Here is a 22,501-nt window from a genome sequence, read left to right on the forward strand (position 1 = left end):
CATGCGTCAAGCGATAAGGCCTTTATACTGGCAGATAACGATTCAACCGTCCAGAACATGACGGACGAACACGCGAAACCAGACGGCGGCCTCACGGCCGAGGAACAGGCGGTACTCGACGAGATCGAGGAGCAGAACGTCGATTTCCTGCGGCTCCAGTTCACCGACATCCTCGGTGTCGTGAAGAACGTCTCCGTCCCCGCCCACCAGGCGGAGAAGGCGTTTACCGAAGGGATCTACTTCGACGGCTCCTCAATCGAGGGGTTCGTCCGCATCCAGGAGTCGGACATGCGGCTCGTCCCCGATCCCGACACGTTCGCGGTGCTCCCGTGGCGCAGCGACGGTAGCGGCGACAGCGGGGCCGCCCGGCTCATCTGTGACATCGTCGACACCGACGGCGAACCGTTCGTCGGCGGTCCGCGGCAGGTCCTGAAGTCGGTCCTCGCGGAGGCCGAGGAGATGGGCTACTCCGTCTCCATCGGTCCGGAGCCGGAGTTCTTCCTGTTCGAGAAGGACGACGACGGCAACGCGACCACCATCCCGCACGACAACGGCGGCTACTTCGACCTCGCCCCCAAGGACCTCGCGTCCGACGTGCGCAAGGAGATCATCTTCACCCTCGAGGAGATGGGCTTCGAGATCGAGGCCTCCCACCACGAGGTCGCCGAGGGCCAACACGAGATCAACTTCAAGTACGACGACGCGCTCACGACCGCGGACAACATCGCGACGTTCCGCGCCGTCGTCCGCGCGGTCGCCGAGCAGCACGACCTCCACGCCACGTTCATGCCCAAGCCCATCGCCGACATCAACGGCTCGGGCATGCACAGCCACATCTCGCTGTTCGACGAGGACGGCAACGCCTTCTCCGACGACGACGACGAGTTCAACCTGAGCGAGACGGCCTATCAGTTCATGGGCGGCATCTTAGAGCACGCCCCCGCGTTCACGGCCGTCACGAACCCGACGGTGAACTCCTACAAGCGGCTGGTGCCCGGCTACGAGGCCCCCATCTACGTCGCGTGGTCCGACACGAACCGCTCGGCGCTCGTCCGCGTCCCGGACGCCGCGGGCGTCTCCGCGCGCTTCGAGGTCCGCAGCCCCGACCCGTCCTGTAACCCCTACCTCGGCATGGCGTCGCTCATCGCCGCCGGCCTCGACGGGATCAAGACCGGTGCGGACCCCGGCGACCCGGTCCGCGAGGACATCTACGAGTTCGACGACGCGAAGCGCGAGGAGTACGGCATCGAGACGCTGCCGCCGAACCTCGGCGCGGCGGTCGAGGAGCTAGAGACCGACGAGGTGCTTCAGGAAGCGCTCGGCCCGCACACCTCCGAGAAGTTCGCCGAGGCGAAGTCCCAGGAGTTCAGCGAGTACCTCACCCAGGTGTCGCAGTGGGAGGAGGACCGCTACCTGGAGACGTTCTGAACTCGGCCCGAGCCGAGTAGCCCGCGACCGACGACCCGCGACCGAACTTTTTCACGCGCCGCGCAGTCCGCCGAGCGCCGGCCCGACGCGCCCGGGCAGCGACGGGAGCGCGACGACGACGATCACGGCGGCGGTCGTCGCGACCAGCGTCACCGGGAGCGTCCCCGCGAGGGCGTACGCGCCGATCCAGAGACCGCCGGTGACCGCCAGCGCGGGGACGGCGACGCGGGCCGGGACCGACGGCTCCGCGCCGTCGACGAGCCGCCAACCAAGCGCACCCCCCGCGCCGGTGGCGATGCCGATCCCGGCCTCGACGACCTCACCCGTGTGTCCGCCCGCGACGGCGACGGCCAGCGCGCCGGTCGAGACGACCGCCGCGAGGGCGAACGCCGGCGCGGGGTCCAGTTCGGCGGTCGGTCCGGCCGACGCGTCCGCGCCGGTCGACCGGCGGACTCGCGGATCGCCTGCGAGCCACAGCGCGACGGCGACGGTCCCCGCGCCGACGGCGAGTCCCGCGAGCACGTCGACGAGGTAGTGGACCTCGATGATCACCCGGGAGGCCGCGACGGCGACGGCGACCGCTCCGGCCGCGAGATAGCGGGCGCGGTCGGTCCAGAACCGGTCGTACAGCAGCGCCAGCGCGAGGTACGCGGCCGCGCCGCCGGTGGCGTGTCCGCTGGGGAAACCGAACCCGTCCGAGAGCACCTGCGCCTCGTACCAGCCGGAGAGGAGGGCGGGGAGCCACGTCGGGACGTCGGCCGGCGGCATCGCGCCGGGCGGCCGGGGGACCGCGAACCACGCCTTCCCGAGCGCCGTCGCGGCGTACGCGCAGGTGACCGCCGCGATGGCCGTCGCGCCGGCGCGGCGCGGCGAACCGGCGACCCCGTCGCCCGCGAACCAGTAGCCGACCGCGAGCAGCGCGAAGAGGAACCACGGGTCCGCGAGGTGAGTGACGGCCGCGAAGGCGACGACGACGAACTCGGGGAGCGCGTCGACGAGGACGGTCTCGCCGACCCCGCGCTCGGCGGCGACGAGTCCGGTCACGCGCCGATCACGCGGCCGATCGCCGCCGGGTCGGAAGGCGCGGCGTCGATCGTCGCCGGGCCGGGAGGCGCGGTGTCAGTCATCGCCGCGGCGGCGGGCGTAGTCGAGCGCCTTGCCGGGCGTCTCGATCAGGTTGAGGCCGATGCCGACGACGACGAAGATCGTGTACAGGCCGAGCGTCGACAGCCCGAGGACGACGATCGCGCCGACCGCGTAGATCCCGTCGAGCGAGGTCAGCGCGGCGAGCGTCAGCACCGTCCCGTACAGCAGCACGAGGTACGGGCCCCAGCCGCGGGCGTGGCCGCGGCGCATCCGCGAGCGGACGTATCGTTTGAGCTCCGACTCGACCTCCGGTTTGTCGACCGTCCGGCGTTCCACGTCGTCTTCGAACTCGTCGAGCTGCGACCGCAGCTCCCGGACCTCCGCTTCGAGGGCGGCGACGTCCGGCGCGCCGCGCGGCCGTTCGTCGCCGTCCCCGTCGGGATCCGACTCGCCGTTCATACCCGTGGGTCGGACGCGGTCCTGTTGTAACTGCCGGTACGCGGCGTCGTCGGAGCCGCCGAACGCGACGCCGGGACCGTCGTCCCCCGCCTCGGTGAGGCCGTCACCGCCGGCCTCCCGGCCCGCGAGCACCACGTTGATCACGCCGCCGAGGACGACGACGACGGCGGCGAGGTACAGCCACGTGACGAGGAGCAGGATGCCGCCGATGACGCCGTACACCTGGTACTGCGCGGCCCCGGCCGCGTACAGCTGAAATCCGGCCTGTAGCAGCGTCCAGCAGACCGCCGCGAACGCCGCGCCCGGCAGCGCCTCGCGGACGCCGATCCGGGGCTGCGGCAGGAGGTAGTACATCGGGAGGAAGACGGCGGCGAGGAAGGCCGGTAAGGCGAGAACGCTCGCCGTCCCGACCAGCGGGACCACGTCCGCGGCGGCGACGAACGCGCCGACGACGACCATCACCCCGATGCCGACGCCGACCCCGACGACGACGGAGGCGGCGTCCGTGACCTGCTTGAGGAACCCCGGCGTCTCCTCGCCGCCGTACAGCGAGACGAACGCCGTGTCGAGCCCGCGGAACACCTTCAGCGTCGACCAGAGCAGCAGCCCGACCCCGAGCAGGCCCACGCCGGTCCGACCGCCGGCGGAGGAGACGGCGTCGACGACCACCTCCTCGCCGGCCGGCGTGAGGAAGTCGCCCGTCGACGCGACCAACTGCGCGGCGATGGTCTCGCCGAAGACGGCGGTGGCGACGACGACTAAGAGGAGGAGCGCGGGAACGAGCGAGACGAACGCGTAGTAGGCGATGGCGGCGGCGAGGAACGTCACCTGTCGGTCGACGGCGACGTCGGCGACGCGCCGGACCGTGCCGAGCGCGGTGCGCGAGTGTCGGGACACGTCCGGGGTTTCGACCGATACCGACAAAAACGGGGTGGTGCCCGCCGGGGCTAGAGGAGGCGTTCGCGGCGCGAGACGGTCAGTCGGCGTCGTCGCCGAGGACGGCCTCGCGCATCTCGGGGATCGACGCCGTACTCTTCACCGCCGTGCCGCGGTAGTGCGCGCGGCTCGCCTCGTGGCCCGTCGCGCACAGGCGCTCGACGAACTCGTCCATGCCGATGGCGGGCTCGCCCCACTGCTTGTACAGCCGGTGCTGGTCGTAGTGCGTTGGGGTGTCGAGTTCGCGCGCGACCGTGCCGAGCAGCTTGCGCGCCCGCTTCGCCTCGCCCATGTCGTCCGTCACCTCTCGGCGGACCGCGCGCGCGAAGTCGGCGTCCGCGACCGGGCCGAGCCAGAGCGGCCCGGCCGTGAGCACGCGATCGCTCCCGCACACCGGACAGGCGTCGACCGGATCCGCGATGCGCCCCGGCGTCGCCGAGCGCCACAGGCAGTCCTCGCAGTGATCGACGTGCCCCAGTTCGTCGAGGCAGTCGTCGGCCGGGCGCGCGCCGGACTCCAGTTCGAGGTACGTCCGCGCGTAGTGGCGAGAGACGTGCGAGAGGATCGGCGTCGCGGCCTTGTCGTACCGCGCGGCGGTCCGCACCAAGGCGGATATCAGCGTCCGGAGCCCCATCTCCGGGTGGTAGTCAGTGTTGCGCGGCACCGCCCCGTACTTGCGGATCCCGCTGTTGAGATGCGCGCCGCAGAGCGGCGCGGTGTCGGTCGCGGTGACGCAGACCAAGTTGCGGCCGTTCGCGAACGCCGCGTCGGCGAAGGGGATCGGCGTGCCGTACGGGTCGAGGTCGACGACGTCGAAGGGCCCCTCGTCGTACAGCAGGGCGTTGACGTCGCGGTGGACCGCCTCGCCGTCGAGGCCGTTGTCGTCGAGGTTCGCGGCGGCGAGGTCGACCGCGTCGGCGTCGACGTCGGCGCAGGTGACGTCGTACCCCTCGGCGGCGGCGCGGACCCCTCGGACCCCGGAAGCGGCCATCGCGTCGAGGTACGATGCCACGCGGGGTTCGCGGTCGCGGTAGGCGCGCAGCGTCGCGACCGTCACGTCGCGGTTCAGCTCTTGGGTCGGGTTGAAGAAGACGCCGCCGCCGGTGCCCTCGCTGGCTCCGTCGCGGGCCTCCGGGACGGAGACGGTGAGTCCGCCCTCTTCGATGTCCATACGGTCGATTCGGCCATCCCCACTAAAAGGACCGCGCTCCGGGGGCGCGGACTCGGAAGCGGCGACCGTGACGGCGCGACGCAACGAGGGAGGCTTTTACGCCGTCGGCGCGGAATGTGGACGTATGAACGGAGACGCCACGCGGCGACGCGATTCGGCCAGCGACGAGACGGAGGGGCACGGATGGTAAGTCCGGCGCGAGTGGACGCGCTCACCGACCTCGCGTACGGGGCCCTGATCATCCTGTCTATCGTGCTCATCGCGACGCTGCCGGTGTTCAACGTCGCGATCGCGTTCGGGATCGGGGTGTTCGCCTCGTACGTGATCCACGTCGTCTGGAAGATGGCGCGGTTCGACCCGGACTGGATGACCCGCGAGGTCGCGGACCAGGTCGGCAAGCAGGTCGAAGAGAGCGTCGGCGAGACCGTCGACAAGGAGGTCGAGAAGACCGTCGGTGAGACCGTCAACAAAGAGGTCGAGAAGACCGTCGGCGAGACGGTGAGCAAGGAGGTCGAGAGGACCGTCGAGGAGACCGTCGGCGAGAAGGTGAGCGAAGAGGTCGAAAAGAGCGTCGGCGAGACCGTCAACAAGGAGGTCAGCGAGGTCGCCGGCGACGTCAGCGACACCGTCAGCGAGGAAGTGACGGGGAAGGTCGAAGAGACCGTCGGCGAAACCGTCGAGAAGACCGTCGAGGAGAAGGTCGGCGAAACCGTCGAAGAGACCGTCGGCGAAACAGTCGAGGAGACCGTCGAGAAGACCGTCGAAGAGACCGTCGAGAAGACCGTCGAGGAGAAGGTCGGCGAAACCGTCGAGGAGACCGTCGGCGAAACCGTCGAGGAGACGGTCGAGAAGACTGTCGAGGAGACCGTCGGCGAGAAGGTCGAAGAGACCGTCGGCGAGAAGGTCGAAGAGACCGTCGAGGAGACCGTCGGCGAGAAGGTGAGCGAAGAGGTCGAAAAGACCGTCGAGGAAACCGTCGGCGAAGCCGCCACAGAGGGGGACGGAACCGGCGACGCCGAGGAGGACGACGACAAGGAGGACGAGGTCGCCGAACCCCGCGGCGACTCGTAACCGGCCGACGACGGGAACGCGGTCAGTAGTCTCGGTCGACGACGATGACCGGGTCGTCGGTCTCGTCCGCGATGCGGTCCGCGAGCGTTCCGAAGACGCGGTCGCCGAGCCGCGACTCCGGCTCGTACATCACGACGGCGTCGTAGTCGGCGGCGACGCGGAGGATCTCTTCGTCGTGTTCTTCGCCCTCGACGACCAGCGTGTCGAGCGACGCGGCGTCGAAGCCGGCTTCGACCAGCCGCTCCCGCGTCTCCGCCACCACGGACTCGCCGTGTTCGCGGGACTCGTCGCCCTCGACGACGTGAAATAGCGTAATCCGCTGCGTGGAGTCCTCGCTCAGGATCTCGATGAACGTCGGGAGGCGATCGAACTCGGCGACGTCCGGAAGCGGCACGAGGATCCGGCCGATACCCTCGGTCGGCGCGGGGTCGAGTTCGGCGGCACACCCCTCCTCGGTCGCGACCTGTCGGATCGCGGCCGCGCGGTCCTTCCCGAACACCAACCGCGTCCGAACCGAGGCCCCCGCGTCGGCGAAGTCATCGGCGACGTCGTCGAGCGTCGCCCGCGCCGCGTCGCCGAACTGGTCGCGCGCGGAGCTCGCCGGCGTCTGCTCGGGCAGACCGTAGTGGCCGAGCACCACGACGTCGAGCGACGAGAGGTCCTCGATCAACACCGGCGACAGCGGCTCGGGGTCGGGGAGTTCGAGCGGCACGAGGATCGTGTCTGCCATGGGTCACGGTTGACCGCCCGGGACAATAAACGGGGAGATCCGTGGGGGTGAGTTACGAGATCTGCGGCGGGGGCTCCGCGTCCGCACGACTCCCGCAGTCGCAGGAGATCGGCGCGACGCGCGGCCGGCGCTTTCAGGACGCGTCGCTCGGCGGTTGAGCAAAAAAGGCGGTCCCGCGGGGTCGGCGCTACTCGTTGCCGAACATCTGGCGCATGAGTAGTCGGCTGTATTTACTTCGTGAACACAGTGTGAGATGGGCCCGGAGGATCGTCCTCGTGAATCATTAGATCTTTGAGCGTGGCTTTATTCACAGTATCGTCTGTCATCGACCTAGAACACCTCGGTTCGGCAACGTTCGACACGGTGGTCGAGACCGGCGACCTCCATTCCGGTCGCATCCTTCAGCGTGCCGGTGGCGTCCCGATTCACTCGTCCCCGTCGAGTAATCGTCGCGGGAGTTCCGCACCGTGTTCGACCAGTTCGGAATCGAACGAGACGAGGGTCGCGTCGGCGGCGTCGGCCGCCGAGAGGATCATCGCGTCCATCGGGTACAACAGCGTTTCCGATTGGAGGCGATTCGCTGCCATCATGTCGGAGGCGTCGGGAAACGTCACGGTCATCCGAGAGGTAATTCGATTCTCGATATCGTCGATTCGATCCCGTTCGAACCGTTTCTTTTTGCTCAGAACGCTCCGCAGTTCCATGAGGCTGAGAACCGAAACAAGCGGGTCGTCGACCTGATCGAGCAGTTCGACTGCTTCCGCAGACCGATCGGTATCCCGAGTAACTGCTGCGACGAGAACGTTCGTGTCGAGGAGTACACTCATAACCGTTCGCGGACGTCACGAACGGCCTCCACGGAGTCGACCTCGACGTCAAGTCCCAGCTCTGACAGAGCCTGTCCGAGCGGGACCGTCTCGTCATCGTCAGGGTCCGAGGAAACAAACTCCTCGAAGTCGTCGGAAGTGAGACTCATACCTAATCTTGCCCACCAACTCGCAAAAGGATACTGGTGGTCCCGGTGTCCGTGGTGTGAGTTCGTCTTCTGTTCGCTTGACTAACGACCGGATCGGGTCAGTGCGGTCGTCGGTGATTGGGGCGGCCTCGTCGAGTCGCTCGAAGAAGTCGTCCGCGTCGGCCACTGTGACTACCCCCAGATGGGAGAGGGCTGCGCACGACGCAGTCGCTCAGGGTCGAAAGAGAACAGAAAGGAGTGTGGATGTTCGCTACTCGTTGCCGAACATCTGGCGCATCATCGGATGCATCTCCATCAGCTGCTCTTCGGCGATCTCCTCGTACAGCTTGTACGTGATAGAAACCGCGAGCAGCAGGCCGGTTCCGGAGACCTGCCCGATGGTGCCGAGCAGGTTAGCCATCACAGCGAGCAGCCCGACGAGGGCCCCGCCGATGACGGTCACCTGCGGAATGTACCGCTCCATGACCTTCTCGACGACCTGCGGGTTCCGGCGGAACCCGGGGATCTGCATCCCGGAGTTCTGGATCTGTTTCGCGGTCGCCTCCGGCCCCATGCCGGTGGTCTCGACCCAGAAGATCGCGAAGATGGCACCGCCGACGATCATGAACGTGAGGTCGATGGCGAGCCGGATCGCGATCATCCACGGCTCGACGGACGCCGGGATCTCACCGAGGAACCACATCCACTGCCCGCGGCTCTGGATCGGGTTCAGATAGTAGAACAGCCCGGAGATGGGCTGTCCGGCGTCGCTGTACTGGCCGAGGAACGCCGGCATCCCCGCCCACTGCGAGGAGAGGATCTGGCCGAGGAACTGGATGTTCGCCTGCAGCGCGCGGACGAGGATCATCGGCAGGACGGACGCGTAGATGAGCTTCACCGGGAAGCGTCCGCGAGCGCCCTTCACGCGGGCGTGCGACAGCGGGATCTCGACGCGGACCGATTCCGCGTACACGACGATCCCGAAGATGAACACCGTGGTGAAAAGCGCCAGAATGTTCCCCGGGTCGAACAGCAGGTTCTGGAGACCCTCCGCCGTGAACGGCGACAGCGAGGCCGGCACGTCGCCGACGATGACGCCGTACCAGCTGGCGAAGAAGCCGGTCGCACCGAGCGCAGAGAAGCTGAAGAAGCCGCCGACGATCTGCTGGCTCACCGACGCGATGATGAACAGCCCGACGCCGGATCCGACCCCCCACTTGCTCACGATCTCGTCCATGAACAGGATGAGGATGCCGCCGACGAAGATCTGTGCGAAGATCAGCAGCTGAACGCCGAACGTGCCGATCCCGAGCGCGCTCCCGACCGCCTCGTCGGCCGGCAGGAAGCTCCCGGTGAACACCATCGGGGCCGCCGTCAGCGCCGAGATGATGATCACCAGCAGCTTCTGGAGGCCCTGATAGAGGACCTGGTCACGCGGGTCGTTCTCCGTGTCGAGCCCGAGGAGGTTCGCACCGCCCAACAGCTGAAGGACGATGGACGCCGTGACGATCGGTCCGATACCGACCTGTAGCAGCGACCCGGACGAGCCGGCGAGCACGGACCGGAACTGCCCGAAGAAGTCTGACCCTTGACCGACGGCCAACCCGAAGGGGTTGATGTTGGTCAGGAAGAAGTAGACGATCAAGATTCCGGCCGTCCACGTGAGCTTCCGTCTGAACGGGACGTGCCCCGCGGGCCGCTCCACGACGGGCATCCGCGAAAGCACCGGTTCGGCGGCCTCCTTCCAGCTCATGTTACGCCTCGTCGTTCTCGTCGTCGGAAGTGCTTTCCGGTTCGTCGGGCTCTTCGGCGCGCTCGGAGAGCGTCGCCTCGCCGCCGGCCTCTTCGATGAGTTCGACCGCGCCGGCGGTGAACGCGTCCGCCGTGACGCGGAGCTCGCGCCGGACCTGCCCGCCGCCGAGCACCTTCACGACGTCCGCCTCGTGGCCGTCCTCGACGACGTCGCGCGCGTCGAAGACGTACGCGTCGCCGTCCTGCTCGGCAAGGTCGTCCGCGGCGTACAGCGCCGCGTCCTCGTCGAGCTTCTGGATCTTCACTTCGAGGACTTCCGTCTGAGCGTCCTCGGGACGTTTGAACCCGTGCTTGCCGAGCGGGCCGTAGTTGTGGTACTCGTGTTTCGCGCGACCGGCCGCGCCGCGACCGCCGCGGTGCCCGGCACCGCGCCGGTTCTTGTGCGTGCCGCCGCCGTGCGTTCGAGAGCCGCGCTGTCGTCGTTTCTTACTCGTCATCGCATCGCCTCCAGGAGACTGTCGATCTCCTCGGTGGTGTGTTTCCCGAGTTCGCCGCCCTCGATCACGGGGTGTTTGATGCCCTCGTGACCGCCGCGGGGGGCGTGGAGCCGCAGCGTCGGCGAGAGACCCTGCTCGCGCAGCGTCGTCTCCTCGTCGACGAGCGCCTCGGCCAGCGCCTCCAAGTCGGCGTAGTCGGTGTTGTCGTCGATCCACTCATCGTCGACGTCGGCCGAGCCCTCGAGGGGCTCGCCGCGCCGCGCGATCGTTCGCGCGACGGCCTCGACGCTCGGTTCCCCGAACGCGACGACGTCGTTGACCTTCGTTATCATGCCGCGGTACGAGTCCGTTTCGGGGACGAGCGTCGCGTGGTTGACGCGCCCGACGTTCAGCATGTCGAGCGTGTCCTCGACGCCGTAGTCGAGGTTGACGTCGCCGCGCAGCTGGACGATCGCCTGCATCACTCGCTCACCTCGTCGTAGTGGACTTCGCGCGCGTGCTGCGGTGTGCGGGACTGCGCCGCGTTCTCTAAGGCGTTGAACGTCGCCTTCGCGAGGTTCACCGTCGTGCGCGTGTTTCCGTCGGAGTTCGTCCAAGCGTCCTCGACGCCGGCGAGCTCTAGGATGTTGCGGACCGTCTCCGCGGCCGCGAGGCCCAGCCCCTGCGGGGCGGGCTTGATCTCGACGGTGACGGAGCCGGCCTTCCCCTTCGCCGTGCGGGTCAGGGAGTTGGTGCCGCCGGGCTGGTCCTCCCAGGACCCGGAGCCGCGGTCGACCGAGATGATGTTCAGCTTCGCGACGTCGATCGCCTTCTGGATCGCGCCGCCGACCTGATCGTCGCGGGCCTGCGCGTAGCCGAGGTAGCCGTCGCGGTTACCCACGGCGACCACGCAGCGGAACTTCACGCGGCGGCCGGAGTCGGTCATGCGCTGGACCATGTTGATGTCCAGCACCTCGTCTTCGAGCCCCGGGAGGAGCTGGTCGACGATCTCCGCCTCCTTCAGCGGGAGGCCGGATTCGAGCGCCTGTTCCATCGACGTGATGTCGCCGTCCTGTACCTTGCGGCCGAGTCGCGTCCGCGGTTCCCAGCCGTCGTTGTGTCTACTCATGGTCCTCCTGGATTGTCGCGAGCACGTCGTCGAAGTGCTCGGGTAGCTCGCTGGCGTCGAACGCGCCGCCGTACAGCGGCTCGTCCAACTGCTCGGCGTAGTCGGCGATGTGCTCGCCGCGCGTGCGCGACCAGTCGGCCAGCACGTCGTCGTTGTGCGGGATTTCGAGGCCCGCGTCGATCGCTCCTTCCTGTACCGCGAACGTCTTGTTGCCGGGCGTCGCCGTGTTGAGCCCGATGTCGAGGACGGCCTCGTCGAGGCCGGCGTCGACGGCGCGAGCGCCCGCGAGGTAGCCGGTGAGGTACGCGCTGGGGAGGTTGCCCGTGGGGGCGTCCCAGCCGTACTCGCCGAGCTCCTCGCTGGAGGCGGCCGCGTGGGTCTCGTCGCCGTCAGATCCGGGGGTCACCAGCTGCGCCCTGACGTGAGCGTTGCTCACCCGGGCGACCAGGCGAGGCTTGCCCGATTTCAGCAGGCGCAACCTCTGATGGTAATCCGTCCGGACCTCGCGGCGGCGCCGCATCGGCACCTTGTATCGTGGTCCTGTCGCCATTAGTCCGTCACCTCGTAACCGTACTCCGTCCGAATGTACGCCTCGAGACGCGCGACATCCTCGAAGTCTCCCCCGCTCGCCTTGTTGTACAGCGTGCGGTACTCGGAGGCGTCGAGCACGTCTTCGTCGTCGCGAAGCTCCTTCAGGCGCGCCCGCTGTGCGCGGATGCGCGCCTTCCAGTCGTCTTTCGTGTTCTGTCGCGCGCCGGAGCGCCCCTTGCGGGAGCCGGCACCCGACTGATGTCCGTACGAGCGCTTGTCGGCGCGCTCGCGGGCGCGACCGCGCGAGTTCGTCTTCGCGTCCTTCGCGCGGATCGTTCCCTGATCGATGAGTTCGCGGACGTCCTCGCGGGTGATGGCGTCCTCGATCTCTTCCTGTGCCTCGGGGTCGAGCCAGACGCGGCCCTTGCCGACGTCTAACTCGTCCGCTGCGAGCCGTTTCTGCGCCTTCAGATCACTCATCGTCGACCTCCACTTCGACGTAGGTCGGGTTCAGCACGCGAATCTCGCGCTCCTCCGCCTCGTCTTCGATCAGTTCGCGCTTGCGACCGCCGACCTTCGAGGCGATCCGCACCGCCTGCGTGTCGCCGTCGACGCCCTGGAGGTCGTCCGTGTTGTGGACGCGGACTTCCTCGAAGCCGCTCGGGTGGAGGTCGCGCGACGCCGTCGGCGAGCGGAAGCCGGCCTCGACGACCGGCCCCTTCGACTTCATGCGACGGCGCTGCTTGGAGAGCCCGCCGCGCGGCTTGCGCCACGACGTCGGGATCCGCTTCTTCTTGTGGTAGTCCTGCCGGTTGAACTGCGGTTTCCCCTCGCGGTGCTTCTGTGCGAGCGCGCGAGCGGTCTCGTCGTCCAGGGTCGGCGTCTTGTCGGCGTGGCCGCGGGGGCGAAGCTCCGTCTCGACGGTCTCGTCGGCGTCGGCCTCGTCGGCCTCTTCCTCGTCCGCCTCGTCTTCGATCTCCGCGTCCGCCTCCTCGTCGACCTCCAGCCCGCCGACGTCGGCCTTGATACGCGCTGCGAGCGCGTTGCCGACGCCGTCGACCTCGGAGAGCTCCGACTGAGAGGCGGCCTTCACGTCTTCGACCGTCTCGTAGCCGGCCTCGCGAAGGGCGTCCGCCTTCGAGGGACCGACACCGCTGATGTCTTCCAGTTCGTCTGCCATTGGTTAGGCACCTCCGGTGGGCTTCTCGACGATGTACACGCCGTCTTGGAAGACGCGCGTGTCCTTGTCGGTCACCTTCGTCAGCTGTTCGATGTCGGCGGCGGTCTGCCCGACGGCCTCCTTGTCGGAGCCCGTCAGCGTGACCGTCTCGCCGTCGATCTGTACGTCCGTGTCTCCGCGGATCGGAGTGCGCCGCGGGGCGCTCTCTCCGAGGAAGTTCTCGATGACGACCTCGTCGCCCTCCACGTTCACTTGCATCGGGAAGTGGGCGTAGTACACTTCCATCGCGTACTCCCAGCCCTCGGTGACGCCGTGGATCATGTTGGCGACGTGGCTCTCGAAGGTGCCGACGGTGGCGTTGGTCTTCGCGTCCTCGTTCTCGGAGGCGATGACCACCGCGCCGTCCTCGATCGTCACGTCGACGTCGGGGTACCAGAGGCGTCGGGTGACGCTCCCGTTGGGCCCTTCGACGGTGAGTTCGAGGTGGTCGGTCTCGGCGGAGACGTCGTCCGGAATCTCGATTTCGACTCTGTTCATTGTTAGTAGACGTATGCGATCACTTGGCCGCCGATGCCCGCTTCGCGGGCCTCGTAGTGGCTCATGACGCCGTGGCTCGTCGTGACGATGAGCGTCCCGTAGTCACGGGCGGGGAGGTATCGCTTCTCCCACTTCTCGAACTCGTCCGCACCCGCCGAGTAGCGGGGCTTGACGGCGCCACACTCGTTGATCGCGCCTTTCAGTTCGACTTCGAACTTGCCGGCTTTCCCGTCGTCGACGTACTCGAAGCCGTCGACGTACCCGCGGTCGTAGAGGACCTCGAGGACGGAGCCGATGATGTTCGAAGCGGGCTCTACCGTGTACGACAGGTGGCCAACGCTCTCGGCGTTGTCCATGCCGGCGAGCGCGTTGGTGAATGGATCGTTTCCCGTCATGATCAGCTGTACTTCTCGAATCCCATGTCTCGGGCGACCTCGCGGAAACACTGCCGGCAGAGGTTGATGTCGTACTTGCCGACGAGTCCCTGCTCGCGGTCGCACCGCCGGCACGTGTGCCGGGAGTCGGTGCGCTTCGCGGCGTGCTCGCCCGTGTCGTTGTTCGCTTCGCTCATTCGGTTACCTCGACGTCGAAGTTCGTTTCGAGGAACGCGGCCGCGTCCTCGGCTGTCATCCGGTGGCGGGCGGGGATGGTCCCCGTCGCCTTGTCGCGTTTCGAGACGCGGTAGCCGGGACGGACGATCGTCGTCGTCACGTCGAGGCCGTAGATCCCGATGTTGGGGTCGTACTCCTGGCTCGGGAAGTCGGTGTGGTCCTCGACCCCGAAGCTGAGGTTACCCGTGTCGTCGAACTGGCTCCGCGAGACGTCGACGAGATCGAGCGCGGTCTCGAGGAACGCGTGCGCGTCCTCGCCCCGCAGCGTCACCTTGACGCCGATCGGGTCACCCTTGCGGATCCCGAACTCGGCGATGGTGCGCTTCGAGGTGGTCCGGACAGACTGCTGGCCCGCGATCTCCTCGATGATCTCCTCGGCGTCCGCGAGGGGTTCACCCTGTCTCTTATACACATCTCTGAGCGGGCTGGCANCCTCGCGCCATCAGAGATGTGTATAAGAGACAGCGGCTTCACTCATCCGCATCACCCTCGTCGTCGATGAACTTCTCGTCGATGACGACCACGTACTCCTCGACCGTCTCGTAGCCGCCGTCCTCGCTGGCGACGGTCACGGTGTTGTCTCCGGAGCCGAGCGTCACGTCGATGTCTTCGATCTCGCCGATCTGGCCGGCGTGCTGGCCGGCGACGGCGGTCACGAGCTCGCCCTCCTCGTACTCGAAGTGGGCGACGATCTCCTTCGTCTCGTTGTCGACGACGATCGAGTCGTTCGTCTCGTAGTCCGCGTCGTCGTCGACGCGGACGTTCGTCCCGTCGTGGAGCGTCAGCTGGACGACCCCGCCGGGGACGACGGTCTTGTTCGTGATCTTCCCGAGCCGGCTGCCCGCGGCGTCCTCGTCGACGGGGGTCAGCGCGAGCCGACCGCCCTCGTCGGGGAAGACGCGGAAGTACTCCCCGCGCTCGGGGAACGCCAGGATGTCGAACATCCCGATCGGACGCTGTTCGTCCGAGACGGCGTCCCCGTTGACGAGGATCGAGTCGTTGTTCAGCGCGTAGCGCGCCTCCTTCGTCGAGTCGACGTAGCCGAGCACGTCCCGCAGCAGGACGACGAGCGGAACGCCCGCCTCGCCGTGCGGGCCCGCGCCCGCCTTCACGGTGAACGTGTTCGTCTTGCGCTCGACCGGCCAGGAGTTCGGTACCGACAGTCGCTTCTGGTGTCGCGTCATTCGTTATCCTCCTGGAGCCGCGCCTCGCGGCGCTCGTCCTCGAGGTCCAGTTCGGTCACCCGGACGTTGCTCGCCGGAAGCGGGCGGGGAACCTCTTCCCCGTCCGCCTTCTCGACGGTGACGTCCTCGACCGTGATCCGCTCGGCGGACAGGTCGACGGAGACGACCTCCGCCTCCGTGCCGGCCGCGTCGCCGCGAAGCACCTCGACGGTGTCGCCGGCGTTGACGCGGACGTTCCGCTGTCCGTACTCCTCGCGGAGGTCTTCGGTGAGGGTGGCCCGGACCTGATTCTGCCGCTCGTGGAGCGGCGCGGTCTCCGACCGTTTTCGTTGTTTGCGTGGCTGTTTCGTCATAGTTAGACGATCATCGTCGCGGTCGAGGCGATGCTCCCGAATCGTTCGGCGACCTCGCGGGCGACGGGGCCTTTGATCTCCGTGCCCCGCGGCTCCTCGAGGTCGTCGATGATGACGGCCGCGTTGTCCTCGAACTTCACGCGCGTGCCGTCCGGACGGCGGATCGGCTTGCGCTGACGGACGACGACCGCCTCCAGCACCTGCCGCCGCATCTCCGGGGTCCCTTTCGTGACCGAGACGGTCACCTTGTCGCCGATCCCCGCCTTCGGGTGGCGGTTCTTCGTGCCGGAGTAGCCCGACACGGAGATCACCTTCAGCTCACGCGCGCCGGTGTTGTCGGCGCACGTGATCAGCGAGCCCTTCGAGAGCCCCTGCGTGACGTCGGCCTTGAGCGCCTCCATCACTGATCACCCGAGCGGATCTCGACGACGACGTGGGACTTCGTCTTCGAGAGCGGTCGCGTCTCCGCGATTGTCACTTCGTCACCGACTTCGAGCGAGTCGAGCACGCCCGGCACGTGGGCCGGGATGCGCGAGCGACGCTTCATGTACCGATCGTATTTCGGTACGAACACGTCGTACTCTCGCTCGACGATGACGGTCTTTTCCATATCCGTCGACACGACCGTTCCCTCGCGGGTCTGGCCGCGGACGGAGAGCTGCCCGTAGAACGGGCACTTCTCGTAGTCGTAATCCTCCGGGTTGTCTGGCTCCGGAGGCGTGGGTACGTCGATTCCTATCGCCATTGTGTGGCACCTCGTTCGGTGCGTTCGGCGGGCCGATATCGCAACCGATCGCCATCCACCGTCGCGTAGACCGCGTCTTTGCACTCGCCTCGTCGGCTCGCCGGACCCGCGTCGTCACCGTCGACGACGCTTGTGGACCCGGACGGGCCAGACTGACGGGGGCGGACCCCCGTAGTATCCGACCCGAGTTGGGACGCGGACCCCGGCGACAGTCCGTCGCCGGCGGCTTCATCTGTGCGAGCGGTCGGCGTCTCGACGACGCCGAACTCGAACGTCGCGCCCGACTTGGGCACGCGTTTGTCCCCCGACCCCGTTCGGACCACGAGGGTTCCGAACGTCTCGTCGAGCACGCGACCGGCGATGCCCACGTGGGCGTCGCTGTCGTCGTCGACCACCCGAACCGGGAGGCCGACGAGCTCGTGCCGGACGAGTGTGTCGGGGGATATCATCTTACGCTTCGTCCTCGTCGAAGTCGCCTTCTTCGGCCTGGATCGTCTTGATCCGCGCGATCGTCTTCTTCAGCTCGTTGACGCGGCCCGGGCTCTCCGGCATCCCGCCGGCCGCCCGCTGCGCCTTCGAGTTGAGCAGCTCGGTCTCGAGCTCCTCCAGTTCGACCTGCCGCTCCGCCGCGGTCATGTCGCGGATCTCGTCGGTGTAGAGGATGGCCATTATTCGTCCTCCTCCTCGTCCTCGTCGGCCGCCTCCATCTCCGCGACGAGGTCGGCCGCCTCGGACTCGATCTCTTCGTCGAGCTCGTCGAGTTCGTCGGCCTCGACATCCTCGTCGACCGGCTCCTCCGCGGCGACGTCCGTCGCCTCGGCGGCCGTCTCCTGCGTCTCCTCGACGACCTCTTCGACGACCTCCTCGTCGATGACCTCCGTGGGGTCCTCGTCGGGGACGTCGACGTCGTCGGCAGCCCCCACGTCGGGGACCTCGTCGGGGTCCTCTTCGAGCAGCGACTCGACGCCCTCGTCGGCGTCGACCGCCGCCTGCTCGACCTCCGGGACCTCGGCGTCCTCCCGGATCTCGAAGTCGTCGGGCAGGGTCGCGCCCGGCGGGATGATCTTCACGTTGACGCCGATCGTCCCGAGCTTCATGACGGCGACGCCTTGCCCGTGGTCGACGACCTCCTCGGCGGGCTCACCGTTGTGCTTGATGTAGCCGCGGTTGAACTTCTCGACGCGCGAGCGAGCGCCGGTGACCTTCCCGGACAGGACGATCTCCGCGCCCAGCGCGCCCGCGTCCATGATGCGGTCGATCGTCGTGTGGCCGGCCTTCCGGAAGTACCAGCCGCGCTCGAGGGCGTTCGCCAGACGGTCCGCGACGATCTGGGCGTTCAGGTCGGGCTCGTCGACCTCCTGAACGTCGATCTGCGGGTCGTCCATGTCGAAGCGCTCCTCGAGCTCGGTGGTGATCTTGCGGATATTCTTCCCGCCCTTCCCGATCACCATGCCGGGCTTTTCGGCCTTCAAGACGATCTGCGTGCCCATCGGCGTCTGGGCGACGTCCATCCCGCCGTAGCCGGCGCGGCCGAGCTCGTCCGCGAAGAACTCGTTGATCTGGGAACGGCGCAGGCCGTCCTCGATGAATTGGTGTTCGTCAGCCATTAGTTATCAGCCTCCGGCTCCTCGATGATCAGTTCGACGTCCGCGAGCGTGGTGTTCCACTCCGTCGCGCCCGCGGCGCGTGGGTTCCGACCGGGTCGCTCGCCGACTTTGTGCGGGGCGACGTGTTTGATGACCATCGCTTCGCCGTCGAACCCCTGCTCGTCAGCGTTGTTCTTGACGTTCTCCAAGAGCTTGAGGAAGTCCTTGGCGGCCTTCTCGGGGTATCTCCCCGCGTCCCAGCCGTCGATGTCGGAGCGGTGGCCCGCGCCGGCGTTGTGCTGGCGCATCGGCACCGAGGTCTCCTCGTCGATGACCTCCTGGAGGAACTCCTCCGCGTCGGCGACCGTCTCGCCTTTGATCTCTCGGGAGATCTCCTTGCTGTCCTTCACGCTGATGGGCCGGTCGCGGAGCATCCCCTTGGCGGTGGTCTCCGGGTCGGCCTCGACGCTGTAGTTGATTCCCATGGGTTACTTGAGGGGCACGAACTTCGAGGACCGGGTCGCGCCGATGCCGGCCTGACCGTGTTCGACGGTGCTTCGCGTGAGGTGGAACTCACCCAGGTAGTGCCCGATCATCTCGGGCTCGACCTGAACGCGCTCGAAGCTGTGTCCGTTGTACACGGAGAAGGTGACGCCGACGAACTCCGGGAGGATCGGCATGTCGCGTAGGTGCGTCCGGATCGGGTCGTCCGCCGTCGTCTCCTTGTCGCGGCCGCGGACCGTCTCCAGCAGCTTCTGCTGTTCGGTGCCGAGTCCGCGAACGATGCTTCGCCGCTGGCGTGCGGGGAGCAGTTCCGCGACCTCGTCTACGTCCATCTCCTGCAGCTCGTCGAGCGAGTGACCGCGGTAGGCGAACTCCTTGCCCTCGCGGCCGGTTCGGTAATCTGAACTCATTTGTTGCCACCTCGTCCGGTGCGCTTGGATGCGATGTCACCGACCTTGCGTCCCGGCGGGGCGTCCCGCGAGACGGACTTCGGCTGGCCGGGGTGTTGGCGACCACCGCCACCGAAGGGGTGGTCGACGGCGTTCATCGCGACGCCGCGCACGCGCGGGTATTTGGTGCCGCGCGCTTTCATCTTGTGGTGCTTGTTGCCGGCCTTGACGAAGGGCTTCTCCGTCCGGCCGCCGCCCGCGACCACGCCGATCGTGGCGCGGCACTGGGGGTCGAGTCGCTTCACTTCGCCGCTGGGGAGCTGGACGACCGCGACGTCGCGGTCGTGGGTGAGGAGCGTCGCCGACACGCCGGAGGCGCGCGCGAACTTCCCGCCGTCCCCGCGGTTGCTCTCGACGTTACAGACCGGGACGCCCTCGGGGATCTCCGCCAGCGGGAGCGTGTTGCCCGGCTTGATCTCCGCCGAGACGCCGACTTGGATCGTCTCGCCCACGCGCACGCCTTCCGGCGCGAGCACGAGCCGACGGTCGTCGTCCTCGAACTCGACTTCCGCGAGGGGAGCCGAGCGGGCGGGGTCGTGTTCGATCCCGACGATCTCGCCGGTGATCGTGTCCACGTCTTCGAGCTTCTTGTGCGACAGTTCCGCCTTGTAACGGTGGGAGGGGGCCCGGAACGTCGGGCCGCCGCGTCCGCGCCGTTGTCCTTGGATTCGTCGTCCCATCTCAGAACACCCCGATGCGCGAGGCGATTTCGGTCGCGTCGTCGTCTTCGGACAGGGTGACGATCGCCTTCTTCTCGCCCTGCGGCGTCACCTGCGTGTTCACGTCGACGACGCCCACGTCGTATCGCTCGGCGACCTCGGAGCGGATCTCCGGTTTGGCCGCGTCGACGTCGACGAGGAACAGCAGCTTGTTGTTGAAGTCCATCTCGTTCATCGCCTGCTCGGTGACGATCGGATGCTCGATGATCGAGTTCATCGGTCGGCCACCTCGGCGACGGCGCTCTCGGTCCACAGCGTGAGTCGGCCCGGGTGCGCGCCGGGCGCGAGGTCCTCCGCGTTGACCTCGCGAGCGGTCGCGACGTCGACGCCCGCGAGGTTGCGGGCGGCGCGGGACGGCTCCTCGCTGGTGACGACGAGGACGGACTTGGGCTGGCGGTACTTGCGGCCGCGGGCCTTGCCCTGTCCGGCGCGGACGGAGCGGCCCTCCTCGGCGCGCTCGATGTCGGCGTCGGCGCCGACCGCTTCGAGCACGCCCAGAGCGTCCTGCGTCTTGTCGAGGTCCTCGAACTCGTCGCTCACGACGAGCGGGAGGTCGAGGGCCTCGTCGAACGCGTGGCCGCGCTCGGCGACGAGCTCGGCCTCGGTCGTGGCCGCGATGGCCGACTGGATCGCGAGCTGTCGCTCCTTGTCGTTCAGTTTCTTCGTCTGGTCCTTCTCGGCCTTCGGCGGGTGCGCGGCGCGGCCCGACACGGCGTGCGGGACGCGACGGGCGACGTTCTCGGAACGTGGCACGTGCGCGAGCCCGCGGCCGGAGCCGAACGACTCGGCGGGCGTCCGCAGCCCGGCGAACTCGTCGGCCCCGTAGGCCTGCTTCCGGTTGGCCTGAGCGGCGTCGACCGCGCGACCGATGAGGTCCGGTCGGAACGCGGTCTCGAAGACGGCCGGCAGCTCGACGCTGCCCGCCTCCTCGCCGTCCAGGTCGTGTACTGTTGCGTTCATTGGTTATCCCTGGTTGGATTCGGTGGAAACGTACCGGACCTCGGGGTCGAGGCGCGGCTGGTCGTTCGGCCGGATGGCCGGGCGGAACCGCAGCAGGCGCTGGTCCGGACCGGGCAGCGAGCCCTTGATGAGCGCGTACTCGCCGTCGACCTCGCCGTAGTTGACGAAGCCGCCGTCGACGGAGGCGTCGTCGCCCTCGCCGAAGTCGATGAGGCGCTTGTTGAGCTCGGTGCGCTGGTGGTAGCCGGTCTGCCCCTGCTGGGGGACGGTGGAGCGGACGCGGGAGGGGTTCCACGGACCGAGGTTCCCGATCCGACGCCGCCATCCCTGACGGGCGTGTTTGCCCTTCCGCTTCTGAACGCCCCAGCGCTTGACGGGACCCTGCGTCCCCTTCCCCTTCGTGATGCCGGAGACGTCGGTGTACTGGCCCGCGCGGAAGACGTCGCCGAACTCGTGAGCGCCGCCCTCGGCGACGAGGTCCAGCGCGAAGTCGACGCGCTCCTCGAGGGAGCCGCCGCCGACGCGCGTTTCCATGACGTCCGGCTTCTTCTTCGGGACGTTGGAGAGGTCCGAGGGGGCCGTGTGCGTGATGACGCGCACGTCGTCGACGACGTCGTCGTCGAGCAGCGCGCGGAGTTCGTCGGCGTCCGCCTCGAATGTTTCCTCGGCCGGGAGGTCGAGCGCGCGGTCGAGCTCCTCGTGGAACTCGGTCGCCCAGACCTCTTCGACCGGCTTCTGTCCGTACGGCGTGTTCTCGTAGGCGCGCACGGCGACGGCGTACATCTGCGGCGTCTCGACGACGGTGACGGGGACGGCCTCTTCCATCCCTTCACGCGGCGAGTTCGCCTCGTCGTTGACCATCATGACGTGGGTCATCCCGGCCTTGTAGCCGGCGAATCCCTGCAGCGCAGGGGCCCCATCGTCTTCTGGCCACGAACGGATGCGCGGCACCTCGCTCTCTGCGCGGGTGCGCGGGCCGTAGCCCAGCGAGCCTTTTCGTGGTCGGCTTGGTTGTGGCATGTGTTTACTCCGTGAGTGTGAGCGAGCCGAGGGTCGCGAACAGAGCCTCCTCCGTCCGGACGACCTCACTCGCCTGTGCCGGGATCGTGTTCAGCCAGAGGTCGAACCCCGGATCGGGTTCGACCGGACGGCCGTCGGCGACGGCCGACCGAATGCGGTCGGGCGAAAGCCCGAGCATCTCCGGAAGCCCCCGCTCGGGCGCGCCGAAGGCGACGGTGTAACCGCCGGCCTCGCGGGCGTCCGAGACGAGGTCGCCGAGCCGCGAGACGGAGAGTTCCCCTCCGTGTCGCGACGTCGCGACGGCCAGTCCGTCGCCGGCGAGCGCTTCCGACAGGTCCGCGGCCGCGACCTGGAAACCGACCTCCGGCTTCCCGGTGATGCGGGCGCGGACCGGTTCTCTCGAAGAGACCCTGATGGTGACGCGCTCCCCCCGCACGACCTCCATTCCGGAGGGGACGAGCAGGGAGATCGGGTGTTCCCGCAGCGGGGAATTGACCCGGACGCGGCCTTCAGGTCCGACCTCGGTCACGAGTCCCTGTGTTTTCGACTCTTCCCCGCTAGGGGTCGAGCCGGTCCGCCACGGCACGCGGAGCGGGGGGAGCACACCGACGTACCGGAGTTCGTCGCGTTGCCCCCAGAGGTCCTTTCGGAGCTCCGGCGGCGTCGCGGCGTACCCCAGCACGGTGCGGACGTACTCCCCGCCCCGTCGCCCGTCGCCTTCCCGGTCAGGGAAGACCACGAGCCGATCCGCCCGGAACACCGCCGCCGCACGGGCGACGTAGCCGAGTTTGCGAGTCGCCTCGCGGTCGTCCTCGGCTTCCCGGACGAGCGAAGACGGAACACAGATCGTGAGTCCGTCTTCGGTACGCATCGTGGCGAGACTGTACACCTCGATTCCGGACGCCACCGTAAAAGGATAGCGGTCCCGA

Annotated in this window: 32 protein-coding genes and 1 pseudogene; 2 read left to right on the plus strand and 31 right to left on the minus strand. The window is 68.0% G+C overall.

The annotated features are described in order from the left end of the window. The first annotated feature begins 57 nt into the window (after positions 1-57). Complete coding sequence (gene glnA / locus C464_RS14180; protein ID WP_006114445.1) at positions 58-1,428, plus strand: type I glutamate--ammonia ligase; 1,371 nt, start codon at positions 58-60, stop codon at positions 1,426-1,428. A 51-nt stretch (positions 1,429-1,479) separates the two neighbouring features. On the opposite strand, the gene C464_RS14185 is transcribed toward glnA, so the two are convergent. The 3 genes from C464_RS14185 to C464_RS14195 all read right to left on the minus strand — a co-directional run bounded on the left by C464_RS14185 (position 1,480) and on the right by C464_RS14195 (position 5,080). Next, on the minus strand, positions 1,480-2,472 hold the full coding sequence (locus tag C464_RS14185; protein WP_006114446.1) for a phosphatase PAP2 family protein: 993 nt from the start codon (positions 2,470-2,472) through the stop codon (positions 1,480-1,482). Positions 2,473-2,547: 75 nt separating this feature from the next. After that, positions 2,548-3,870 carry a YihY/virulence factor BrkB family protein gene (locus tag C464_RS14190; protein ID WP_006114447.1) on the minus strand — a complete coding sequence of 441 codons (1,323 nt, stop codon included), beginning with the start codon at positions 3,868-3,870 and terminating at the stop codon, positions 2,548-2,550. A gap of 79 nt (positions 3,871-3,949) precedes the next feature. Continuing rightward, entirely contained in the window at positions 3,950-5,080 is a 1,131-nt protein-coding gene (locus tag C464_RS14195) for a tRNA (guanine(26)-N(2))-dimethyltransferase (RefSeq protein ID WP_006114448.1), read from the minus strand. 183 nt (positions 5,081-5,263) lie between these two features. On the opposite strand from C464_RS14195, the gene C464_RS14200 reads away from it, so the two are divergent. Continuing rightward, positions 5,264-6,151: a hypothetical protein gene (locus tag C464_RS14200; RefSeq protein WP_049911205.1), complete on the plus strand. Its 888-nt coding sequence runs from the start codon at positions 5,264-5,266 to the stop codon at positions 6,149-6,151. A gap of 22 nt (positions 6,152-6,173) precedes the next feature. On the opposite strand, the gene C464_RS14205 is transcribed toward C464_RS14200, so the two are convergent. The 28 genes and pseudogenes from C464_RS14205 to C464_RS14335 form a co-directional block, all read right to left on the minus strand. Continuing rightward, positions 6,174-6,881, minus strand: coding sequence for a universal stress protein (locus C464_RS14205; protein WP_006114450.1), 708 nt, complete (start codon positions 6,879-6,881; stop codon positions 6,174-6,176). Between the two features lie 425 nt (positions 6,882-7,306). After that, the gene (locus tag C464_RS14210; protein WP_049911207.1) at positions 7,307-7,708 is read right to left on the minus strand and encodes a type II toxin-antitoxin system VapC family toxin; all 402 of its coding nucleotides are present in this window, start codon (positions 7,706-7,708) and stop codon (positions 7,307-7,309) included. Next, positions 7,705-7,857 (minus strand): hypothetical protein, encoded by a 153-nt coding sequence (locus C464_RS19310; protein WP_006114452.1) that lies wholly within the window; start codon positions 7,855-7,857, stop codon positions 7,705-7,707. The genes C464_RS14210 and C464_RS19310 overlap by 4 nt, the downstream gene beginning before the upstream one ends. A gap of 250 nt (positions 7,858-8,107) precedes the next feature. Further along, positions 8,108-9,589: a preprotein translocase subunit SecY gene (secY, locus tag C464_RS14215; protein WP_006114453.1), complete on the minus strand. Its 1,482-nt coding sequence runs from the start codon at positions 9,587-9,589 to the stop codon at positions 8,108-8,110. A 1-nt stretch (position 9,590) separates the two neighbouring features. Further along, a complete protein-coding gene (locus C464_RS14220; RefSeq protein WP_006114454.1) occupies positions 9,591-10,085 on the minus strand; it encodes an uL15m family ribosomal protein in 495 nt (164 codons plus the stop codon). Beyond that, complete coding sequence (locus C464_RS14225; protein ID WP_006114455.1) at positions 10,082-10,546, minus strand: 50S ribosomal protein L30; 465 nt, start codon at positions 10,544-10,546, stop codon at positions 10,082-10,084. Before C464_RS14225 ends, C464_RS14220 begins: the two co-directional genes overlap by 4 nt. After that, positions 10,546-11,193 carry a 30S ribosomal protein S5 gene (locus tag C464_RS14230; protein ID WP_006114456.1) on the minus strand — a complete coding sequence of 216 codons (648 nt, stop codon included), beginning with the start codon at positions 11,191-11,193 and terminating at the stop codon, positions 10,546-10,548. The genes C464_RS14225 and C464_RS14230 overlap by 1 nt, the downstream gene beginning before the upstream one ends. Next, a complete protein-coding gene (locus C464_RS14235) occupies positions 11,186-11,743 on the minus strand; it encodes a 50S ribosomal protein L18 (RefSeq protein ID WP_006114457.1) in 558 nt (185 codons plus the stop codon). The genes C464_RS14230 and C464_RS14235 overlap by 8 nt, the downstream gene beginning before the upstream one ends. Continuing rightward, a complete protein-coding gene (locus C464_RS14240; RefSeq protein ID WP_006114458.1) occupies positions 11,743-12,204 on the minus strand; it encodes a 50S ribosomal protein L19e in 462 nt (153 codons plus the stop codon). Before C464_RS14240 ends, C464_RS14235 begins: the two co-directional genes overlap by 1 nt. Further along, entirely contained in the window at positions 12,197-12,904 is a 708-nt protein-coding gene (locus C464_RS14245; protein WP_006114459.1) for a 50S ribosomal protein L32e, read from the minus strand. The genes C464_RS14240 and C464_RS14245 overlap by 8 nt, the downstream gene beginning before the upstream one ends. Positions 12,905-12,907: 3 nt before the next feature. Next, complete coding sequence (locus C464_RS14250) at positions 12,908-13,441, minus strand: 50S ribosomal protein L6 (RefSeq protein ID WP_006114460.1); 534 nt, start codon at positions 13,439-13,441, stop codon at positions 12,908-12,910. A 2-nt stretch (positions 13,442-13,443) separates the two neighbouring features. Further along, on the minus strand, positions 13,444-13,836 hold the full coding sequence (locus tag C464_RS14255; protein ID WP_004597419.1) for a 30S ribosomal protein S8: 393 nt from the start codon (positions 13,834-13,836) through the stop codon (positions 13,444-13,446). A gap of 2 nt (positions 13,837-13,838) precedes the next feature. After that, a complete protein-coding gene (locus tag C464_RS14260; protein ID WP_004597423.1) occupies positions 13,839-14,012 on the minus strand; it encodes a 30S ribosomal protein S14 in 174 nt (57 codons plus the stop codon). After that, positions 14,009-14,449 (minus strand): annotated as a pseudogene (locus tag C464_RS14265) (50S ribosomal protein L5); the annotation flags it as partial. The pseudogene C464_RS14265 and the gene C464_RS14260, both read right to left, overlap by 4 nt. Positions 14,450-14,522: 73 nt before the next feature. Next, on the minus strand, positions 14,523-15,236 hold the full coding sequence (locus C464_RS14270) for a 30S ribosomal protein S4e (RefSeq protein WP_006114462.1): 714 nt from the start codon (positions 15,234-15,236) through the stop codon (positions 14,523-14,525). Beyond that, positions 15,233-15,589 carry a 50S ribosomal protein L24 gene (gene rplX / locus C464_RS14275; RefSeq protein ID WP_006114463.1) on the minus strand — a complete coding sequence of 119 codons (357 nt, stop codon included), beginning with the start codon at positions 15,587-15,589 and terminating at the stop codon, positions 15,233-15,235. Before rplX ends, C464_RS14270 begins: the two co-directional genes overlap by 4 nt. Before the next feature lie 2 nt (positions 15,590-15,591). Further along, positions 15,592-15,990: a 50S ribosomal protein L14 gene (locus C464_RS14280; RefSeq protein ID WP_004597429.1), complete on the minus strand. Its 399-nt coding sequence runs from the start codon at positions 15,988-15,990 to the stop codon at positions 15,592-15,594. Then, positions 15,990-16,334, minus strand: a complete 345-nt coding sequence (locus tag C464_RS14285) for a 30S ribosomal protein S17 (protein WP_006114464.1) — start codon at positions 16,332-16,334, stop codon at positions 15,990-15,992. The genes C464_RS14280 and C464_RS14285 overlap by 1 nt, the downstream gene beginning before the upstream one ends. Next, the gene (locus C464_RS14290) at positions 16,325-16,783 is read right to left on the minus strand and encodes a ribonuclease P protein component 1 (protein ID WP_006114465.1); all 459 of its coding nucleotides are present in this window, start codon (positions 16,781-16,783) and stop codon (positions 16,325-16,327) included. The genes C464_RS14285 and C464_RS14290 overlap by 10 nt, the downstream gene beginning before the upstream one ends. 1 nt (position 16,784) lies before the next feature. Further along, positions 16,785-17,003: a 50S ribosomal protein L29 gene (gene rpmC, locus C464_RS14295; RefSeq protein WP_006114466.1), complete on the minus strand. Its 219-nt coding sequence runs from the start codon at positions 17,001-17,003 to the stop codon at positions 16,785-16,787. Continuing rightward, complete coding sequence (locus C464_RS14300) at positions 17,003-17,941, minus strand: 30S ribosomal protein S3 (protein ID WP_006114467.1); 939 nt, start codon at positions 17,939-17,941, stop codon at positions 17,003-17,005. Before C464_RS14300 ends, rpmC begins: the two co-directional genes overlap by 1 nt. Further along, positions 17,941-18,405 (minus strand): 50S ribosomal protein L22, encoded by a 465-nt coding sequence (locus tag C464_RS14305; RefSeq protein ID WP_006114468.1) that lies wholly within the window; start codon positions 18,403-18,405, stop codon positions 17,941-17,943. Before C464_RS14305 ends, C464_RS14300 begins: the two co-directional genes overlap by 1 nt. Positions 18,406-18,408: 3 nt before the next feature. Next, on the minus strand, positions 18,409-18,834 hold the full coding sequence (locus C464_RS14310; protein ID WP_006114469.1) for a 30S ribosomal protein S19: 426 nt from the start codon (positions 18,832-18,834) through the stop codon (positions 18,409-18,411). Next, positions 18,831-19,553, minus strand: a complete 723-nt coding sequence (locus tag C464_RS14315) for a 50S ribosomal protein L2 (RefSeq protein ID WP_049897897.1) — start codon at positions 19,551-19,553, stop codon at positions 18,831-18,833. Before C464_RS14315 ends, C464_RS14310 begins: the two co-directional genes overlap by 4 nt. 1 nt (position 19,554) lies before the next feature. Beyond that, on the minus strand, positions 19,555-19,809 hold the full coding sequence (locus tag C464_RS14320; protein WP_006114470.1) for a 50S ribosomal protein L23: 255 nt from the start codon (positions 19,807-19,809) through the stop codon (positions 19,555-19,557). Further along, a complete protein-coding gene (rpl4p, locus tag C464_RS14325) occupies positions 19,806-20,552 on the minus strand; it encodes a 50S ribosomal protein L4 (RefSeq protein WP_006114471.1) in 747 nt (248 codons plus the stop codon). Before rpl4p ends, C464_RS14320 begins: the two co-directional genes overlap by 4 nt. A gap of 3 nt (positions 20,553-20,555) precedes the next feature. Continuing rightward, positions 20,556-21,572, minus strand: coding sequence for a 50S ribosomal protein L3 (locus C464_RS14330; protein ID WP_006114472.1), 1,017 nt, complete (start codon positions 21,570-21,572; stop codon positions 20,556-20,558). 4 nt (positions 21,573-21,576) lie between these two features. Further along, on the minus strand, positions 21,577-22,443 hold the full coding sequence (locus tag C464_RS14335) for a putative RNA uridine N3 methyltransferase (RefSeq protein ID WP_049911251.1): 867 nt from the start codon (positions 22,441-22,443) through the stop codon (positions 21,577-21,579). Between the last annotated feature and the right edge of the window lie 58 nt (positions 22,444-22,501).

This window comes from Halorubrum coriense DSM 10284 (genome assembly GCF_000337035.1).
Classification (GTDB): Archaea; Halobacteriota; Halobacteria; order Halobacteriales; family Haloferacaceae; genus Halorubrum; species Halorubrum coriense.

Coding starts and splice junctions, on each gene's coding strand:
- C464_RS14330 (WP_006114472.1), bottom strand. CDS start 21,572: ATGCCACAACCAAGCCGACCACGAAAAGGCTCGCTGGGCTACGGCCCG.
- rpl4p (WP_006114471.1), bottom strand. CDS start 20,552: ATGAACGCAACAGTACACGACCTGGACGGCGAGGAGGCGGGCAGCGTC.
- C464_RS14240 (WP_006114458.1), bottom strand. CDS start 12,204: ATGAGTGATCTGAAGGCGCAGAAACGGCTCGCAGCGGACGAGTTAGAC.
- C464_RS14245 (WP_006114459.1), bottom strand. CDS start 12,904: ATGGCAGACGAACTGGAAGACATCAGCGGTGTCGGTCCCTCGAAGGCG.
- C464_RS14255 (WP_004597419.1), bottom strand. CDS start 13,836: ATGACGGGAAACGATCCATTCACCAACGCGCTCGCCGGCATGGACAAC.
- glnA (WP_006114445.1), top strand. CDS start 58: ATGACGGACGAACACGCGAAACCAGACGGCGGCCTCACGGCCGAGGAA.
- C464_RS19310 (WP_006114452.1), bottom strand. CDS start 7,857: ATGAGTCTCACTTCCGACGACTTCGAGGAGTTTGTTTCCTCGGACCCT.
- C464_RS14205 (WP_006114450.1), bottom strand. CDS start 6,881: ATGGCAGACACGATCCTCGTGCCGCTCGAACTCCCCGACCCCGAGCCG.
- C464_RS14305 (WP_006114468.1), bottom strand. CDS start 18,405: ATGGGAATCAACTACAGCGTCGAGGCCGACCCGGAGACCACCGCCAAG.
- C464_RS14200 (WP_049911205.1), top strand. CDS start 5,264: ATGGTAAGTCCGGCGCGAGTGGACGCGCTCACCGACCTCGCGTACGGG.
- C464_RS14230 (WP_006114456.1), bottom strand. CDS start 11,193: ATGAGTAGACACAACGACGGCTGGGAACCGCGGACGCGACTCGGCCGC.
- C464_RS14250 (WP_006114460.1), bottom strand. CDS start 13,441: ATGAACAGAGTCGAAATCGAGATTCCGGACGACGTCTCCGCCGAGACC.
- C464_RS14280 (WP_004597429.1), bottom strand. CDS start 15,990: ATGGAGGCGCTCAAGGCCGACGTCACGCAGGGGCTCTCGAAGGGCTCG.
- C464_RS14315 (WP_049897897.1), bottom strand. CDS start 19,553: ATGGGACGACGAATCCAAGGACAACGGCGCGGACGCGGCGGCCCGACG.
- C464_RS14235 (WP_006114457.1), bottom strand. CDS start 11,743: ATGGCGACAGGACCACGATACAAGGTGCCGATGCGGCGCCGCCGCGAG.
- C464_RS14225 (WP_006114455.1), bottom strand. CDS start 10,546: ATGCAGGCGATCGTCCAGCTGCGCGGCGACGTCAACCTCGACTACGGC.
- C464_RS14320 (WP_006114470.1), bottom strand. CDS start 19,809: ATGAACTCGATCATCGAGCATCCGATCGTCACCGAGCAGGCGATGAAC.
- C464_RS14285 (WP_006114464.1), bottom strand. CDS start 16,334: ATGGCGATAGGAATCGACGTACCCACGCCTCCGGAGCCAGACAACCCG.
- C464_RS14290 (WP_006114465.1), bottom strand. CDS start 16,783: ATGATATCCCCCGACACACTCGTCCGGCACGAGCTCGTCGGCCTCCCG.
- C464_RS14270 (WP_006114462.1), bottom strand. CDS start 15,236: ATGACGCGACACCAGAAGCGACTGTCGGTACCGAACTCCTGGCCGGTC.
- C464_RS14335 (WP_049911251.1), bottom strand. CDS start 22,443: ATGCGTACCGAAGACGGACTCACGATCTGTGTTCCGTCTTCGCTCGTC.
- C464_RS14210 (WP_049911207.1), bottom strand. CDS start 7,708: ATGAGTGTACTCCTCGACACGAACGTTCTCGTCGCAGCAGTTACTCGG.
- C464_RS14220 (WP_006114454.1), bottom strand. CDS start 10,085: ATGACGAGTAAGAAACGACGACAGCGCGGCTCTCGAACGCACGGCGGC.
- C464_RS14195 (WP_006114448.1), bottom strand. CDS start 5,080: ATGGACATCGAAGAGGGCGGACTCACCGTCTCCGTCCCGGAGGCCCGC.
- C464_RS14310 (WP_006114469.1), bottom strand. CDS start 18,834: ATGAGTTCAGATTACCGAACCGGCCGCGAGGGCAAGGAGTTCGCCTAC.
- rplX (WP_006114463.1), bottom strand. CDS start 15,589: ATGACGAAACAGCCACGCAAACAACGAAAACGGTCGGAGACCGCGCCG.
- C464_RS14300 (WP_006114467.1), bottom strand. CDS start 17,941: ATGGCTGACGAACACCAATTCATCGAGGACGGCCTGCGCCGTTCCCAG.
- rpmC (WP_006114466.1), bottom strand. CDS start 17,003: ATGGCCATCCTCTACACCGACGAGATCCGCGACATGACCGCGGCGGAG.
- C464_RS14260 (WP_004597423.1), bottom strand. CDS start 14,012: ATGAGCGAAGCGAACAACGACACGGGCGAGCACGCCGCGAAGCGCACC.
- secY (WP_006114453.1), bottom strand. CDS start 9,589: ATGAGCTGGAAGGAGGCCGCCGAACCGGTGCTTTCGCGGATGCCCGTC.